This window comes from Aeromonas sp. R7-1 (genome assembly GCF_040908115.1).
GTDB lineage: Bacteria > Pseudomonadota > Gammaproteobacteria > Enterobacterales > Aeromonadaceae > Aeromonas > Aeromonas caviae.
This window is the reverse complement of the sequence record NZ_JBFODD010000044.1, coordinates 1-15,946: the sequence shown is the minus strand read 5'-3', so window position 1 is coordinate 15,946 and position 15,946 is coordinate 1. Positions and strand designations below refer to the sequence as shown.

The 15,946-nt window shown below is 62.1% G+C and carries 12 protein-coding genes; 4 read left to right on the top strand and 8 right to left on the bottom strand.

Annotated features, from left to right (window positions below; genetic code table 11):
- Window positions 1-63: 63 nt before the first annotated feature.
- The 5 genes from hupB to tig all read right to left on the bottom strand — a co-directional run bounded on the left by hupB (window position 64) and on the right by tig (window position 6,436).
- Entirely contained in the window at window positions 64-336 is a 273-nt protein-coding gene (gene hupB / locus AB5Y51_RS11530; RefSeq protein WP_005315375.1) for a nucleoid-associated protein HU-beta, read from the bottom strand.
- Window positions 337-576: 240 nt separating this feature from the next.
- Window positions 577-2,931: an endopeptidase La gene (gene lon, locus AB5Y51_RS11525; RefSeq protein ID WP_041215258.1), complete on the bottom strand. Its 2,355-nt coding sequence runs from the start codon at window positions 2,929-2,931 to the stop codon at window positions 577-579.
- 139 nt (window positions 2,932-3,070) lie between these two features.
- Window positions 3,071-4,345 (bottom strand): ATP-dependent protease ATP-binding subunit ClpX, encoded by a 1,275-nt coding sequence (clpX, locus tag AB5Y51_RS11520; protein ID WP_368178469.1) that lies wholly within the window; start codon window positions 4,343-4,345, stop codon window positions 3,071-3,073.
- Window positions 4,346-4,415: 70 nt separating this feature from the next.
- A complete protein-coding gene (gene clpP, locus AB5Y51_RS11515; protein WP_005324106.1) occupies window positions 4,416-5,039 on the bottom strand; it encodes an ATP-dependent Clp endopeptidase proteolytic subunit ClpP in 624 nt (207 codons plus the stop codon).
- A gap of 86 nt (window positions 5,040-5,125) precedes the next feature.
- The gene (tig, locus tag AB5Y51_RS11510) at window positions 5,126-6,436 is read right to left on the bottom strand and encodes a trigger factor (protein WP_010674572.1); all 1,311 of its coding nucleotides are present in this window, start codon (window positions 6,434-6,436) and stop codon (window positions 5,126-5,128) included.
- Between the two features lie 430 nt (window positions 6,437-6,866).
- Between tig and AB5Y51_RS11505 the strand changes: the two genes are divergently transcribed.
- Window positions 6,867-7,301 (top strand): YccF domain-containing protein, encoded by a 435-nt coding sequence (locus AB5Y51_RS11505; protein WP_039039046.1) that lies wholly within the window; start codon window positions 6,867-6,869, stop codon window positions 7,299-7,301.
- 84 nt (window positions 7,302-7,385) lie between these two features.
- Window positions 7,386-7,976 (top strand): 5'-deoxynucleotidase, encoded by a 591-nt coding sequence (gene yfbR / locus AB5Y51_RS11500; protein ID WP_010674569.1) that lies wholly within the window; start codon window positions 7,386-7,388, stop codon window positions 7,974-7,976.
- A gap of 130 nt (window positions 7,977-8,106) precedes the next feature.
- On the opposite strand, the gene lolE is transcribed toward yfbR, so the two are convergent.
- From lolE to AB5Y51_RS11485, 3 genes are read right to left on the bottom strand one after another with little or no spacing between them, the layout of a single operon-like run.
- On the bottom strand, window positions 8,107-9,348 hold the full coding sequence (gene lolE, locus AB5Y51_RS11495; RefSeq protein ID WP_324033076.1) for a lipoprotein-releasing ABC transporter permease subunit LolE: 1,242 nt from the start codon (window positions 9,346-9,348) through the stop codon (window positions 8,107-8,109).
- Window positions 9,348-10,046: a lipoprotein-releasing ABC transporter ATP-binding protein LolD gene (gene lolD / locus AB5Y51_RS11490; RefSeq protein ID WP_368178468.1), complete on the bottom strand. Its 699-nt coding sequence runs from the start codon at window positions 10,044-10,046 to the stop codon at window positions 9,348-9,350. Before lolD ends, lolE begins: the two co-directional genes overlap by 1 nt.
- Before the next feature lie 40 nt (window positions 10,047-10,086).
- Complete coding sequence (locus tag AB5Y51_RS11485) at window positions 10,087-11,322, bottom strand: lipoprotein-releasing ABC transporter permease subunit (protein ID WP_010674566.1); 1,236 nt, start codon at window positions 11,320-11,322, stop codon at window positions 10,087-10,089.
- 76 nt (window positions 11,323-11,398) lie between these two features.
- On the opposite strand from AB5Y51_RS11485, the gene AB5Y51_RS11480 reads away from it, so the two are divergent.
- Together AB5Y51_RS11480 and mfd are read left to right on the top strand one after the other, a co-directional pair.
- The gene (locus tag AB5Y51_RS11480; RefSeq protein WP_042863798.1) at window positions 11,399-11,974 is read left to right on the top strand and encodes a PilZ domain-containing protein; all 576 of its coding nucleotides are present in this window, start codon (window positions 11,399-11,401) and stop codon (window positions 11,972-11,974) included.
- Window positions 11,975-12,016: 42 nt separating this feature from the next.
- Complete coding sequence (gene mfd, locus AB5Y51_RS11475) at window positions 12,017-15,481, top strand: transcription-repair coupling factor (protein ID WP_368178467.1); 3,465 nt, start codon at window positions 12,017-12,019, stop codon at window positions 15,479-15,481.
- The last annotated feature ends 465 nt before the right edge of the window (window positions 15,482-15,946 follow it).

The window sequence follows — 15,946 nt, the reverse complement described above, 5'->3', positions numbered from 1 at the left end:
GAGAGCCCTCTCACTTGTCTGGTCAGAGACCAAGGACGGTGCCGATAGATATCAGCGACCGGCTTAGTTGACCGCGTCTTTCAGGGCCTTGCCGGCTTTGAAGGCAGGAACTTTACCGGCAGCGATTTCGATAGTCGCACCAGTTTGCGGGTTGCGGCCGGAACGGGCTGCACGCTCGCGAACGGCGAAAGTACCGAAACCAACCAGAGCAACCTGGTCACCCTCTTTCAGGGCTTCGCCCACGGCATCGATGAAGGCATCCAGCGCACGGCCAGCGGCAGCTTTGGAGATATCAGCACCGTCTGCAATCTTGTCAATCAGTTGAGATTTATTCACTCTTATATTCCCCTTTTATCGAACATCGCTGCGGCGCTGATTTCCCTGGCCACAACAAGTGGAGGTTTTATAACAAGCCTCCTGATCAGTTGCAAGTGACAATCTGGCGCAAACCCGCGCCACATCACGCATTGCGACTCATCATGAGTACCCGATCGGTGGTCAAGGCTACTTCCGTTGTCCGGTGCATGCAAGCCTTAACCACCCCCCGAATGCGCCAAATTTGCGGCGCATCAACATTTACACGACAGAAACGCGTTCGAAACCTTGCGGATTGTCCTGCAACGCCAGTGCAAGCACCTCATCAATCCAGCGAACCGGATAGATTTCAAGATCTTGTTTGACGTTGGCCGGGATCTCCTCGAGGTCACGTTCGTTCTCTTTCGGGATCAGCACACGCTTGATGCCACCACGGTGGGCCGCCAGCAGTTTCTCCTTGAGACCACCGATGGGCAGCACCTCGCCACGCAGGGTGATTTCACCCGTCATGGCCACGTCGGCACGCACCGGGTTGCCGGTGAGGCTGGAAACCAGGGCGGTACACATGGCGATACCGGCGCTCGGGCCGTCTTTCGGGGTCGCCCCTTCCGGCACGTGCACGTGAATGTCGCGCTTCTCGTAGAAGTCGCCGTTGATACGCAGCTTCTCGGCACGGGCCCGCACCACTGTCATGGCCGCCTGGATGGACTCCTGCATTACGTCACCGAGGGAACCGGTGTAAGTGAGCTTGCCCTTGCCCGGCATGTTAGTGGTCTCGATGGTGAGCAGATCGCCCCCCACTTCGGTCCACGCCAGCCCGCACACCTGGCCAATCTGGTTCTGGTCGGTGGCCTTGCCATAGTCAAAGCGCTGTACCCCCAGGAACTCCTTGAGGTTCTCCTGGTTGACCTGAACATGCTTGATGCTCTTGTCCAGCAGGATGCGTTTGACTGCCTTGCGACAGATTTTGGAGATTTCACGCTCCAGGCTGCGCACACCCGCCTCGCGGGTGTAGTAGCGGATCACCCCGATCAGCGCCGAATCCTCGATGGTGATCTCGGAAGGCTTCAGGCCGTTGCGCTGGATCTGCTTGGCCACCAGGTGCTGCTTGGCAATGTTGAGCTTCTCGTCCTCGGTGTAACCGGACAGACGGATCACTTCCATCCGGTCCAGCAGCGGACCTGGGATATTCATGGAGTTGGAGGTGGCCACGAACATCACGTCCGACAGGTCATAATCCACTTCCAGATAGTGATCGTTGAAGCTGCTGTTCTGCTCGGGATCCAGCACCTCCAGCAGGGCGGAAGCGGGATCGCCACGCATGTCCGAGCTCATCTTGTCGATTTCGTCGAGCAGGAACAGGGGGTTCTTCACGCCGACTTTCGCCATCTTCTGGATGAGCTTGCCGGGCATGGAGCCGATGTAGGTACGACGGTGACCACGGATCTCCGCCTCGTCACGCACCCCACCGAGGGCCATGCGCACATACTTGCGGCCGGTGGCCTTGGCGATGGACTGGCCCAGGGAGGTCTTGCCCACCCCGGGAGGCCCGACCAGGCAGAGGATGGGGCCCTTGAGCTTGTTCACACGCGCCTGCACCGCCAGGTATTCGAGGATGCGATCCTTGACCTTGTCCAGGCCATAGTGATCCGCATCCAGCACCTCCTGGGCCTTGCCCAGGTCTTTCTTGACCTTGGAGCGGGTCTTCCAGGGCACCTGCACCATCCAGTCCACATAGCTGCGCACCACGGTGGCTTCCGCCGACATGGGTGACATCATCTTGAGCTTGGCGAGCTCGGCCTGGGCCTTCTCGCGGGCATCCTCCGGCATCCCGGCCTCTTCAATCTTGCGATTGAGGGCTTCGAATTCATCCGGGCTGTCTTCCAGCTCACCCAGCTCTTTCTGGATGGCCTTCATCTGCTCGTTGAGGTAATACTCCCGCTGGCTCTTCTCCATCTGCTTCTTGACCCGGGAGCGGATGCGCTTCTCGACCTGCAACAGGTCGATCTCCGACTCCATCATGGCCATCAGAAACTCGATGCGCTCGGACACGGAGGCGATTTCCAGCACCTTCTGCTTGTCTTCAAGCTTGAGCGGCATGTGGGCAGCCATGGTATCGGCCAGGCGCGCCGCATCGTCGATCGCCGAAATCGAGGTGAGTACCTCGGGCGGGATCTTCTTGTTGAGTTTGATGTAACCTTCGAACTGGCCGATGGCAGAGCGCACCAGCACGTCCTGATCCTTCTCCTCGATGGGGGCGGACGCGATGTACTGGGCCTCCCCGACAAAGAAGTCGCGATCGTCGATCATCCGCTCAAGGCGGGCACGCTGGCCCCCCTCCACCAGCACCTTGACGGTGCCGTCCGGCAGCTTGAGCATCTGCAGAATATTGGCCACTGTCCCGACGGAGAAAATTTCCTCCACCGTCGGTTCGTCAGTCGACGCATCCTTCTGGGCCACCAGCAGGACTTTCTTGTCCTGCTCCATGGCCGCTTCCAGACAGCGAATGGATTTTTCCCGCCCCACAAAGAGTGGAATGACCATGTGGGGATAGACCACCACGTCACGAAGAGGCAGGACGGGAATCTCGATGCGTTCTGAACGCTCTAGGTTCATATATGTCCTCTCGGCTTGTTATACCGTTGGCAAAGGCTTGGCTGAGTATATGGGGGCGCAAAGATGAGATTCAATCGCCTTGGCCGTAAAAAGCATGAAAGGGGCAAAAAGCCCCTTTATGTGATTAAAAATCAGACAGTTACTCTGAGGCTGCGGCCTGAGTCTCGGGATTGTCGTAGATCATCAGGGGCGCGGAGTCTCCCTTGATCACCGTCTCGTCGATCACCACCTTGCTGACCCCTTTCAGGGAGGGCAGGTCATACATGGTGTCTAGCAGCACGGCCTCGACAATGGAACGCAGACCCCGGGCACCGGTTTTACGCTCCATGGCCTTGCGTGCAATGGCATTGAGCGCGTCGTCACGAAACTCCAGCTCCACCTCTTCCAGGGCAAACAGCGCGGCATACTGCTTGGTCAGCGCGTTTTTCGGCTCTTTCAGGATCTGGATGAGGGCAGCCTCGTCAAGCTCGGTCAGGGTCGCGACCACCGGCAGACGACCGATGAACTCGGGGATGAGACCGTACTTGATGAGATCTTCCGGCTCCACCTTGGCAAAATTCTCGCTCAGGGTTGCCTTGGCATTCTTGGATTTCACCTCGGCGCCAAAACCGATGCCGGTGCCCTTGACGGAGCGCTGCTCGATCACCTTGTCCAGCCCCGCGAAGGCACCACCACAGATGAAGAGGATCTTGGAGGTGTCGACCTGCAAAAACTCCTGCTGCGGGTGCTTGCGACCGCCCTGGGGCGGCACGGAGGCGATGGTGCCTTCGATCAGTTTCAGCAGGGCCTGCTGCACCCCTTCCCCGGAGACGTCGCGGGTGATGGAGGGGTTGTCCGACTTGCGGGAGATCTTGTCGATCTCGTCGATGTAGACGATACCGCGCTGGGCCTTCTCCACATCGTAGTCGCACTTTTGCAGCAACTTCTGGATGATGTTCTCCACGTCCTCGCCCACGTAACCGGCTTCGGTCAGGGTGGTGGCATCGGCCATGGTGAAGGGCACATCCAGCAGACGAGCCAGGGTCTCGGCCAGCAGGGTCTTGCCGCTGCCGGTGGGGCCAATCAGCAGGATGTTGGATTTGCCGAGCTCCACGCCACCGGACTCGCTGCCGCTGCGAAGACGCTTGTAGTGGTTGTAGACAGCCACTGCCAGAACCTTCTTGGCGTACTCCTGACCGATCACGTAGTCGTCCAGATGGGCGCGGATTTCATGAGGGGTCGGCAGCTCGTTACCATCGCGCTTGGGAGAGATCTCGCGGATCTCCTCGCGGATGATGTCGTTGCACAGCTCGACACACTCATCACATACGTAGACGGAAGGGCCAGCGATCAGCTTGCGCACTTCATGCTGGCTTTTGCCGCAGAAAGAGCAATACAGCAGCTTGTCGCCCTCACCCTTGCGTTTCTCTGTCATTCAGCGACCTCGTTTTATCAATAGAGGATGGATCGTCCTGTTGAGTTTACAACAGGACGGGGTACCCTGCTCAGCCGCGCTGGCTCAGGATGCCGTCAACCAGACCATAGGCAACGGCCTGTTCGGCGGACATGAAGTTGTCACGGTCGGTGTCGCGCTCGATGGTGGCCATGTCCTGACCGGTATGGAACGCCAGACGATCGTTCAGGGTATTCTTGATTTTCAGGATCTCCTGGGCATGGATCTGGATGTCAGAAGCCTGCCCCTGGAAGCCGCCCAGCGGCTGGTGGATCATCACTCGGGCATTGGGCAGGCAGAAACGCTTGCCTTTGGCGCCACCGGCCAGCAGGAAGGCCCCCATGGAGCAGGCCTGCCCCATGCAGACGGTGCTCACGTCCGGCTTGATGAACTGCATGGTGTCATAGATGGACATACCCGCAGTGACGGCGCCACCCGGCGAGTTGATGTAGATGCTGATGTCCTGATCCGGGTTCTCGGACTCCAGGAACAGCAGTTGGGCCACCACCAGGTTCGCCATGTGATCCTCGACCTGACCGGTCAGGAAGATCACCCGCTCTTTCAGCAGACGGGAATAGATGTCGTAGGAACGCTCCCCTTTCGCGGTTTGCTCTACCACCATCGGGATGAGCGCATTGCGTGGGGATTCAGTCACATCGTTATAGTTCTTGTACATAAGGCATTGTCCCTAAAATAAAATGGCCCGAGTGGAGATCACACGAGCCATTATACTTAACAGTTTTGACCTTAAGTCAAATGTTCTTAGGCAGCGGCACCGGACTTGTTGATCACTTCGTCGAAGGCAACTTCTTTCTCGGTGACTTGCGCCTTGGACAGGATCAGATCGATGGCTTGATCTTCAATGGCCAGGTTGCGCACGCCGTTCAGCATCTGCTCGTTCTGCTGATAGTACTCGATCACTTCTTTCGGATCTTCGTAGGCAGTGGCCATGGACTCGATGATGCTGGTCACACGGGCGTCGTCAGCCTTGATCTCGTTGGTGCGGATGACGTCACCCAGCAGCAGACCAACGCGGACACGGCGCTCGGCCTGGGCCTGGAACAGCTCGGCCGGCAGCTCGGGGGCGTTGCCGCCCTGGAAGCCACCGAAGCGCTGCAGAGCCTGCTGACGCAGGGTGTCGATTTCCTGGGCAACGGCAGCCTTCGGCAGATCGATCTGGTTGGCTTCAACCAGGCCGTTCAGTACCTGCTCTTTCACGCTGTTTTTCAGGGCCTGGGCCAGTTCGCGCTCCATGTTCTTGCGCACTTCAGCCTTCAGCTCTTCAACGCTGCCGCTCTCGATGCCGAAACGCTTGACGAACTCTTCGGTCAGCTCGGGCAGCACTTGCTCTTCAACCTTGTGCAGCTTGGAGGCAAACTTGGCAGCCTTGCCCTTCAGGGCTTCGGCGTGGTAGTCAGCCGGGAAAGTCACCTCGATGGTGAACTCGTCGCCCGCTTTCTTGCCCAGGATGGCGTCTTCGAAGCCCGGGATCATGCGGCCAGCGCCCAGTTCCAGAGTGAAGCCTTCAGCCTTGCCACCGTCGAACTCTTCACCGTCGATGGAACCGACGAAGTCCATGGTCACACGCATGCCATTGGCGGCAGCCACAGCGGCTTCAGTCCAGGTGGCGTGCTGCTTGCGCAGGGTGTCGATCATGTTTTCCAGGTCGCTGTCCTTCACGGTGGCAACCGGCTTCTCGACCTTGATGCTCTCCAGACCGGCAACTTCGAACTCCGGATACACTTCGAAAGTGGCGGTGAATTCGAAATCCTGACCTTCTTTGATCTCTTTCGGATCCATGGTCGGGGCGCCAGCCGGGCTCAGTTTGTTCTCGATGATGGCCTTGATGAAGTTGTTCTGCATCATTTCATCGGCAACGCGGGCGTGAGCCATGGCACCGAACATCTTCTTGATGATGGCAACCGGAGCCTTGCCAGGGCGGAAACCGTCGATGCGACGGGTTTTGGCCAGGCCATTCAATTCTTTGCGCACGGCGGCGTCAACGGTAGCGGCCGGTACAGTGATGGTAAGACGGCGTTCCAGACCCTGGGTTGTCTCTACAGAAACTTGCATTCTTTTACCTCGTTCAACTCAGCACTGCGTGCTGACCCTTTATTGCCCCCGGGCAAGCCCGGAGTCTTCCTGTTTATAAAGACAACGACTGTCTTTGTGATGAGAAAATATGACGCGACATTATAGCGGCGTGCAGTGGTCGCGTCGAGCCGCACATCCCCCATCCGGGGCACAGACAGCACAATTTGCGCAAGACTTTCTCCTATATGGGGAAGCCTTGCACCGAGTTCAAGCATTCCATCCGCAATAATTTGCACTGGCTCACTCTTTTTCACGGCGAACGGGCCATTTTGATCGCCATCCGCCGCCAATCGGGCACAAAAATGGCGTGCTGCGACCCAAATTGTCCACCTTCTCGCCTGTGCCATTGCGTCCCCCGGCAGGGCTCGCTATGGTGACAGCCAATTCACGTGCTGCTGGAGTCACCCACATGTCCTTTTTCCGCTTCTTGTTCAATCTGCTCTGGTTCGTGCTGGGAGGCGTCTTCATGGGGCTGGCCTGGTGGCTGGCGGGGCTGCTCTGCTTCGTCTCCCTCATCGGGATCCCCTGGGGACGCGCCTGCTTCGTCATCGGCACCTTCACCTTCTTCCCGTTTGGCAAGCAGGCGGTGAGCCGCAAGAGCATGACGGGCCAGAGCGACATCGGCACCGGCGCCCTGGGGCTGATTGGCAACATTCTCTGGTTTGTGCTCATCGGGGTCTGGCTGGCCATCGGCCACATCGCCTCGGCGCTGGCCTGTTTCGTCACCATCGTCGGCATCCCGTTCGGCATCCAGCACCTCAAGCTGGCCCTCATCAGCCTGGCCCCCATCGGCCAGATGATAGTGACCAACCACGAGGCCGAATCGGGCCGCTACATCCGCTGACGGCCCATCTCAGGCTATCCTTGCGGGTGGAAAAAAGGGCAGACTAGGGTCTGCCCTTTTTCATTTCCCCATTCGAGGTCTTCCATGCTGCCCAGCCATTTTTTTGCCAACCTCGCCCGTATGCGCCTCATCTACCGCTGGCCCCTGATGCGCAACATCCAGCCCGAAAACATCGCCGAGCACAGCCTGCAGGTCGCCATGGTGGCCCACGCCCTCGGCCTTATCAGCAATCGCCTGTTCGGCGCTCAGGTGGATGCAGACCGGGCCGCCGTCATGGCCCTCTACCACGACAGCAGCGAGGTGCTGACCGGGGATCTGCCCACCCCGGTCAAGTACTTCAATCCCGAAATCGCCCGCGAATACAAGAAGATTGAGCTTGCCGCCGAGCAGCGCCTGCTGGGCATGTTGCCGCCTGAGCTGGTAGAGGACTTTCGCCCCCTGCTCGACTCCGGCGCCCAGGACGAGGCCCTCACCAGCCTGGTGAAGGATGCAGACACCCTCTGCGCCTACACCAAGTGTCTGGAGGAGCTGAGCGTCGGCAACCGGGAGTTCGAGCCCGCGCGAAAGCGCCTCGAGCAGATGCTGGACGCCAGGATGAACCCCGCCATGCGCTACTTCATCGATGTCTTCGTGGGGAGTTTTTCACTGCCTCTCGATGAGTTGAATGCCCATTGATGCCATCAACACGGCACCGGGCATCATCTCCTCCTGCGTATTGCCTCGATAACCGCCACGTCGGGGGGTTCCCCACAAAAGAGTGACAATAAAAAGGGCCCCGCAGGGCCCGTTATCACATCCATGGGTATCAATGCCCCAGCTCCCGGGACGGCACCAGGCCGCTCGCCCGCCAGGCGGGATAGAGGGTCGCCACCAGGCTCATCAGGATGGCGGCGCCGGTCACGATGAGCAAGTCCTGCATGTGCAGCTCGGTCGGCAGGAAGTCGATGAAGTAGATGTCGGGATTGAGGAAACGGTGCCCGATCACCCCTTCGATGGCGCTCAGGATCTGGGTCAGCTTGCTGGAGAGCAGGCCGCCCAGCAGGGCGCCTAGCAAGGCTCCCGCCACCCCGTTCACCATCCCCTGGATGACGAAGGTAAGCCGGATCTGGCCCGGGCTCGCCCCCATGGTCTTCAAGATGGCGATCTCGCTGCGCTTCTCATTCACCGCCATCACCAGAGTAGAGACGATGTTGAAGCAGGCCACCGCCACCACCATCAGCATCACCACGTACATCACGGTGCGCACCATCTGGATGTCCTGATAGAGATAACCCTGACGGCTCATCCAGCTACTGATATAGACGTAGTGCGGGAATTTCTGGGCCGCCGCCACCGTGATGGACTGGGCCTTGAGCACGTCGTTCACCTTGAGGCTGAACCCCTCCACCGCGCTGCCCATGCCGGTGATGGCCTGGGCGTCCGCCAGGTGCATGAAGCCGAGCAGGCCGTCGAGCTGGCCGCCGATCTCGAGCAGCCCGACCACGGTGAGCGCCTCCCGTTTCGGGTTCTTGATGCCGGCGGCATCCCCCGCCTGGGGCAGCAGCAGGGTGACGGTGTCCCCTGTCTTGACCCCCAGCTTGTCGGCGATGATCTTGCCGAGGATGACCCCGTGTTCACCCGCCTGCAGCTCGCGAAGGCCCCGACCCGTCATGAAGTTGCCCGCATCGGAGAGATTGGCTTCCAGCTCCGGCAGCACCGCACGCAGCTGGACCCCCTTGAGGGAGGAGCCGTGCTCCAACAGGCCGTCCAGGCGAATGACGGGGGCAGCTGCCTCCACCCCGGGCTGGGCCAGCAGGTAGTCCCTGAGCCTCGGCCAGTCAGGCAGCGGCGCTTCCATGCCGATGAGCTCGCCGTGGGGGACCACGGAGAGCACCCGGTTCTTGAGCTCCCGCTCGAACCCGTTCATGGCGGAGAGGCCAAGAATGAGGGCCATCACCCCGAGGGCGATCCCGATGAGGGAGGAGGCCGAAATGAAGGCGATGAAGCCGTTGCGGCGGCGGGAGCGGCTGTAACGCAGGCCCAGGAACAGGGGCAGCGGCTTGAACATCAGGCGACCTCCGCCATGATGCCGCTCACCAGGGTGACCCGGCGGTGGAGCTTGGCGGCCAGGCTCAAGTCATGGGTCACCACCACGAACGCGGTGCCAAGCTCGCGATTGAGCTCGCACAAGAGCTCATAGACGGCGGTGGCGCTGGCATGATCCAGGTTGCCGGTGGGTTCGTCCGCCAGCACCAGGCTGGGTTCGTTGACCAGGGCACGGGCGATGGCCACCCGCTGGCGCTCGCCACCGGAGAGCTCGGACGGTCTGTGTTTGAGACGGTGGGAGAGCCCCACCCGCCCCAGCATCTTGCTCGCCTTCTCGGTGGCGCTGGCCACCGACTCACCGGCGATCAGCAGCGGCATGGCCGCATTTTCCAGCGCGCTGAATTCCGAGAGCAGGTGGTGGAACTGGTAAACGAAACCCAGCTCCTGGTTGCGAAACCTCGCCTGGGTGCGACTGTCCCAGCCATGGATGTCCTGCCCCTTGAACAGCACGGCGCCGCTGGAAGGGTTGTCCAGCGCCCCCATCAGGTGCAGCAGGGTGGTCTTGCCGGAGCCCGAGCTCCCCACCACCGCCAGCATCTCCCCGGGGGCGACGTCCAGCTCGATCCCCTTGAGTACCTGGGTCTCCAGATTGCCCTCTTTGTAGACATGATTGAGGGCCTGGCAGCGCAGCAGCGGCTCGCAGGAGACGGATTGATTCATAACGGGGGCTCCACTTGCACCAGTAACAACAGAAGATGAATTATTCATAACGCAGCGCCTCCGCCGGTTTGACCCGGGCCGCGCGGGAGGCCGGGTAAAGGGTGGCACTGAAGCTGAGCAGCACGGCGCCCAGCAAAATGGTCATGACCTGGGCCGGCTCGACGATGACCGGCAGACCGCTGCCCCCCGCCGCCATATAGAGGTTGAGTCCAAGGGCATTGAGCAGAGGATTGAGGCCAAAGCAGAGCGCCAGCCCCGCCAGCCCCCCGAACAGGGCGCCGATGACGCCGCTCGACGCCCCCAGCACCATGAAGATCTTGACGATGCCGGATTCGCTCATCCCCATGGTACGCAGGATGGCCACCTCCCCTTCCTTGTCGGTGACCACCATCACCAGGGCGGAGAGGATGTTGAAGGTGGCGACCGCGATGATCAGCACCAGCATCAGCCCCATCATCCGTTTTTCCATGGCCACCGCCTGGAACAGCTCGCCGCGCTCGCGGCGCCAGTCCTGCCACTCCAGCCCGTCCGGCAACGCGGTCTTCACCACCTCGTCGGCGGCGAAGGGATCGTCCAGCCAGAGGCGGATGCCGCCCACCTTGTCTGCGGGCAGGCGCAGCATGCGCTGGGCATCCCCCAGGGCAATCAGGGCCACCTGGCTGTCCACGTCGGCGCCGACCCCGAAGATGCCGGAGACGGTGAAAAGACGCTGGGCCGGCACCCGGCCAAAGGGGGTAAAGCGGGTACCTTCGGTCAGGATGAGACGCACCTGGTCGCCGATGGAGACCTTGAGGCGGCTGGCCACCCCCTGCCCCAGCACGATGTGGTATTCACCGGCCTGCAGGCTGTCAAGGCGCCCACCCAGCATCTGGGCGTGCAGGATGTCATCCTTGGGCCAGCGGGCGGGATCGATCCCCTGCACGCTCACGCCGGTGAGCTGACCCGGGCTTTGCAGCATGCCTTCGCTGTCGAGCATGGGGGCCGTGGCCACCACGTGGGGCAGGCGGGCCAGATCGGGCAGACCTTCGGGCTCGGCCTCGATGCGTCCGGCCTGATTGGTCACCACCACATGGGGGATCACTCCGAGGATGCGCCCCTTGAGCTGGCCTTCGAACCCGTTCATCACCGAGATCACCACCATCAGGGCGGCGACCCCGATGGCGATGCCAAAGGTGGAGAACAGGGAGATAAAGGAGACGAAGCGGTTACTGCGTCGCGAGCCTGCATAACGCAGGCCGATGGCCAGCGACAGTGGCTGAAAAAGTCCGGTCTTCAAGGATATCTACGTTGCCAACGAAATAAGATACCGGATAATAAAGGGAAACCGTCTATGACAACAAGGGATAGCCTCCATGCAGGAACAGTTCTTCAGCGTCACCCATGCCACGCCGGTCAATGTGATCCCCATGCCGGCCGACTTTCGTCTGCCGACGCTGGAGGCCCTGGAGGCCGAGTTGCCCGAGCCGTTTCGCATCGCCTCCGCCATCACCTCCATCGATCTGGTGAGCAGCCGGCTGCTGCGCAGCCAGAACGAGTCCATGCACGATCTGGTGGAGATCATCAACCAGCAGTCCCGCAAGATCGACATGATCATGGGCTATGTGCTGGCGGCCCAGGATCACCCCGAGCACCGCTTCCACACCCTGCGCTTTGGCGCCGGGCAGCTCACCTACCTGCACCCCCACCAGGGGCACGGGGAGGCCCCCGCCCTGCACCAGATAGTGCGGCTCAAGATCTTCCTGCGGGAAGAGGCCTCCGCCGTCTACTGCTACGGCGAGGTCGTGCAGCGGGACGCCGGAGAGCACGGCACCCATGTGGTGCTCGACTACGTGCGCATCCGCGAGGATGACCGGGAGCTGCTGGTGCGCGCCAGCCTGCATGTGCAGTCGAAACAGCTCAAGCTGCGAGCCCAGGAACGTCAGCGCTAACCCAGGTCCATGTCAAAAGAACGCCAACAGTAAAAGACTCCGATGATGCCAATGACCCTCCCCGCCTTGCCCGCCAAAGCGGGCCAGAAGACAACGTTCGGCCAGCTGGTCGGCAGCAGCCTGGCGCTGGTTGCCGCCCGCCTCACCCGGGAAGCCCGAAGACCCGTCCTGCTGGTCACCGCCGATACCCCGAGCGCCCTGCGCCTTGAACAGGAACTGGGGTTCCTGCTGGCGGATCAGGATTGCCCGGTGCTGCTGTTCCCGGACTGGGAGACCCTGCCCTACGACAGCTTCTCTCCCCACCAGGACATCATCTCCCAGCGCCTCGAGACCCTCTACCAGTTGCCGCAGATGCGCCACGGCGTGCTCATCGTGCCCATCTCCACCCTGATGCTGCGCACGGCGCCCCAGGCTTATCTCGACAAATACAGCCTGATGGTTACAAGCGGCCAGCGCCTCAACCTGCAGCAGCTGCGCGGGCGTCTGGCGGAGGCGGGCTACGTGGCGGTGGAACAGGTGCTGGAGCATGGCGAATTCGCCGCCCGCGGCTCCCTGCTGGATCTCTTCCCCATGGGGAGCAGCCGCCCCTATCGCATCGATTTTTTCGACGACGAGGTGGACTCCATCCGCCCGTTCGACCCCGAGACCCAGCGCTCCAGCGAGCCGGTCAAATCGGTGAGCCTCCTGCCCGCACGGGAATTTCCCACCGACGAGGGGGCCATCGAGCTGTTTCGTGGCCAGTATCGCGAACAGTTCGAGATCTCCCGGGCCGAGGGCTCCGTCTATCAGGAGGTGAGCAAGGGGCGCTGGCCCGCCGGCATCGAGTACTACCTGCCGCTCTTCTTCAACCAGACCGCCAGCCTGTTTGACTACCTGCCAGGCAACACCCTGCTGCTCACCGTGGGGGAGATCTACCCCGCGGCCCAGCGCTTCTGGAACGACATCGGCCAGCGCTATGAAGACAGGCGCTGGGACAACACCCGTCCCCTGCTGCCGCCCCAGCAGATCTATCTGCCGGTGGAGCAGCTCTTCGCCGCCCTCGGGGACTATGGCGCCGTGCGGCTGCAGGAAGCGACCGTTGACGGCGGAGCGGGTCAGTACGATCTGCCCCTCGCCCCCCTGCCGGATCTGCAGCTCGACCACAGCAAGGAGCAACCCCTGCTGGCCCTTGACGGCTTCCTGCAAGGCTTTGCCGGGCGCACCCTGTTTGCGGTGGAGTCCGAGGGGCGGCGCGAGGGGCTCGGGGATCTGCTCGCACGGATCAACCTGCAACCCCGGGAGTTTGCCTCCCTTGATGCCTTCCTCTCGAGCGATGCGCGCCACGGGCTGCTGGTCTGCCCCCTGGAGCGGGGCTTCCTGCTGCAAGAGCCCGGCCAGACGCCCCTTGCCCTCATCACCGAAGCCGAGCTGCTCGGCGGCAAGATCCGCAGCAAGCGCCAGCGGGACAAGAGCAAGAACTTAAGCTCCGATGCGGTGATCCGAAACCTGGGCGAGCTGACCCAGGGCCAGCCGGTGGTGCACCTGGATCACGGGGTCGGTCGCTACCTGGGGCTCGAGACCATCGATGCCGGCGGCCTGCCCACCGAGTTTCTGACCCTGGAATACGCCGGCGGCGACAAGCTGTTCGTGCCGGTCACCAGTTTGCACTTGATCAGCCGCTACACCGGCTCGGACAACCCGCCCAGCCACAAGCTCGGCGGCGAGGCCTGGGTCAAGGCGCGGCGCAAGGCGGCGGAGAAGGTGCGGGACGTGGCGGCCGAGCTGCTGGATGTCTATGCCATGCGGGCAGCCCGTCACGGTTTTGCCTTCAAGCACGACCGGGAGGCCTACCGCCAGTTTGCCGCGAGCTTCCCGTTCGAGGAGACCGAGGATCAGCTCAATGCCATCAACGCTGTGCTCGGCGACATGTGTCAGGCCAAGAGCATGGACCGCCTGGTGTGCGGCGACGTGGGCTTTGGCAAGACCGAAGTGGCGATGCGGGCGGCCTTTGTGGCCGTGCACGGCGGCAAGCAGGTGGCCGTGCTGGTGCCCACCACCCTCCTGGCCCAGCAGCACTACGACAACTTCCGCGACCGCTTCGCCAACTGGCCGGTGCGGGTGGAGGTGCTGAGCCGCTTCCGCTCCGCCAAGGAGCAGAGCGCGGTGATGAAGGAGATGGCCGAGGGCAAGGTGGACATCATCATCGGCACCCACAAGCTGCTCGGCGCCGAGCTCACCTTCAAGGATCTGGGGCTGCTCATCGTCGACGAGGAGCACCGCTTCGGGGTGCGCCAGAAGGAGAAGATCAAGGCGCTGCGCGCCGACGTGGATATCCTCACCCTCACCGCGACCCCCATTCCGCGCACCCTCAACATGGCGATGTCCGGCATGCGGGATCTCTCCATCATCGCCACCCCGCCCGCCAAGCGACTCGCCATCAAGACCTTCGTGCGCCAGCACGAACCTGCGGTGGTGCGCGAGGCGGTACTGCGGGAATTGAAGCGTGGCGGCCAGGTCTACTACCTGCACAACGACGTGGAGAGCATCGAGAAGTGCGCCGCCGATCTTGCCGAGCTGGTGCCGGAGGCGCGCATCGGCATCGCCCACGGCCAGATGCGCGAGCGGGAGCTCGAGCGGGTGATGTCGGACTTCTACCACCAGCGCTTCAACCTGCTGGTGTGCACCACCATCATCGAGACCGGCATCGACGTGCCGAGCGCCAACACCATCATCATGGACCGGGCGGATCATCTCGGTCTGGCCCAGCTGCACCAGCTGCGGGGCCGGGTCGGTCGCTCCCACCACCAGGCCTATGCCTACCTGCTCACCCCCCATCCCAAGCTGATGACCAAGGATGCGGCCAAGCGGCTGGAGGCCATCGCGTCCCTCGAAGATCTCGGCGCCGGCTTTGCGCTCGCCACCCACGATCTGGAGATCCGGGGCGCGGGCGAGCTGCTGGGCGACGATCAGAGCGGCCAAATTGAATCGGTGGGCTTCACCCTCTATATGGAGATGCTGGAGCAGGCGGTGGAGGCGCTCAAACATGGCAAGGAGCCGTCGCTCGAGCAGCTCATGAGCCAGCACACCGAGGTGGAGCTGCGTCTGCCCGCCTTGCTCCCGGACGACTACATCCCGGACGTCAACATGCGGCTCTCCATGTACAAGCGCATCGCCAGTGCCGCCGACGAGCAGGAGCTGCGGGAGCTCAAAGTGGAGCTCATCGATCGCTTCGGCCTCTTGCCGGAGCCGACCAAGACGCTGATGGAGCTGGCCGCCTTCCGCCAGCGCGCCACGGCGCTGGGCATCCGCCGGGTGGAGATGAGCGAGCGCGGTGGCTATCTGGACTTTACCCAGGAAACCCGCGTCAACCCGGCCTATCTGGTCAAGCTGCTCTCCGAGCAGCCGCGCATCTACAAGATGGACGGACCGACCCGGCTGCGCTTCCAGGTGCCAACCCAGGACAGGGCCATGCGCCTCAAACTGGTGGACGGCCTGCTGGCGGATCTCGCCCGCCATGCCACCCCCTGAGGGGAAGCATGACGTCAGCAGGGCGCGACCTGCCGCCTACAACAACGGGAGCCCCAGGGCTCCCGTTTCGTTGCTGGCAAGGGGCGGCATCTCGCCCCCGGCCCGCCTTCTTGCCTCCCGATGCCTTGGTTCGCCCTCCTGGCAGCACCATTTTACCGCCAAATCCATCCACTGATGCGATACATTGAGTCATCACCCATCTGAAAAACAGATGGATGTGGGGATGATCGTGGGCAAAAAACGGGGTCAACGCGCCTCGATAGCCCCGCAGATGGCCCGTGCCGTATTTATCCCGCCCACGTATCCAGACCCGGTATTCCGGCAAGGGGGCCACCAGCCATTGCACCGCGACCGCCGAGGCGCCGCGTCGGTCCGTCAGTCCGTCAGTCCGTCAGTCCGTCAGTCCGTCAGTCCGTCAGTCCGTCAGTCCGTCAGTCCGTCAGTCCGTCAGTCCGTCAGTCCGTC

Coding starts and splice junctions, on each gene's coding strand:
- clpP (WP_005324106.1), bottom strand. CDS start 5,039: ATGTACAAGAACTATAACGATGTGACTGAATCCCCACGCAATGCGCTC.
- lon (WP_041215258.1), bottom strand. CDS start 2,931: ATGAACCTAGAGCGTTCAGAACGCATCGAGATTCCCGTCCTGCCTCTT.
- lolD (WP_368178468.1), bottom strand. CDS start 10,046: ATGAATCAATCCGTCTCCTGCGAGCCGCTGCTGCGCTGCCAGGCCCTC.
- mfd (WP_368178467.1), top strand. CDS start 12,017: ATGATGCCAATGACCCTCCCCGCCTTGCCCGCCAAAGCGGGCCAGAAG.
- yfbR (WP_010674569.1), top strand. CDS start 7,386: ATGCTGCCCAGCCATTTTTTTGCCAACCTCGCCCGTATGCGCCTCATC.
- AB5Y51_RS11480 (WP_042863798.1), top strand. CDS start 11,399: ATGCAGGAACAGTTCTTCAGCGTCACCCATGCCACGCCGGTCAATGTG.
- clpX (WP_368178469.1), bottom strand. CDS start 4,345: ATGACAGAGAAACGCAAGGGTGAGGGCGACAAGCTGCTGTATTGCTCT.
- AB5Y51_RS11505 (WP_039039046.1), top strand. CDS start 6,867: ATGTCCTTTTTCCGCTTCTTGTTCAATCTGCTCTGGTTCGTGCTGGGA.
- lolE (WP_324033076.1), bottom strand. CDS start 9,348: ATGTTCAAGCCGCTGCCCCTGTTCCTGGGCCTGCGTTACAGCCGCTCC.
- tig (WP_010674572.1), bottom strand. CDS start 6,436: ATGCAAGTTTCTGTAGAGACAACCCAGGGTCTGGAACGCCGTCTTACC.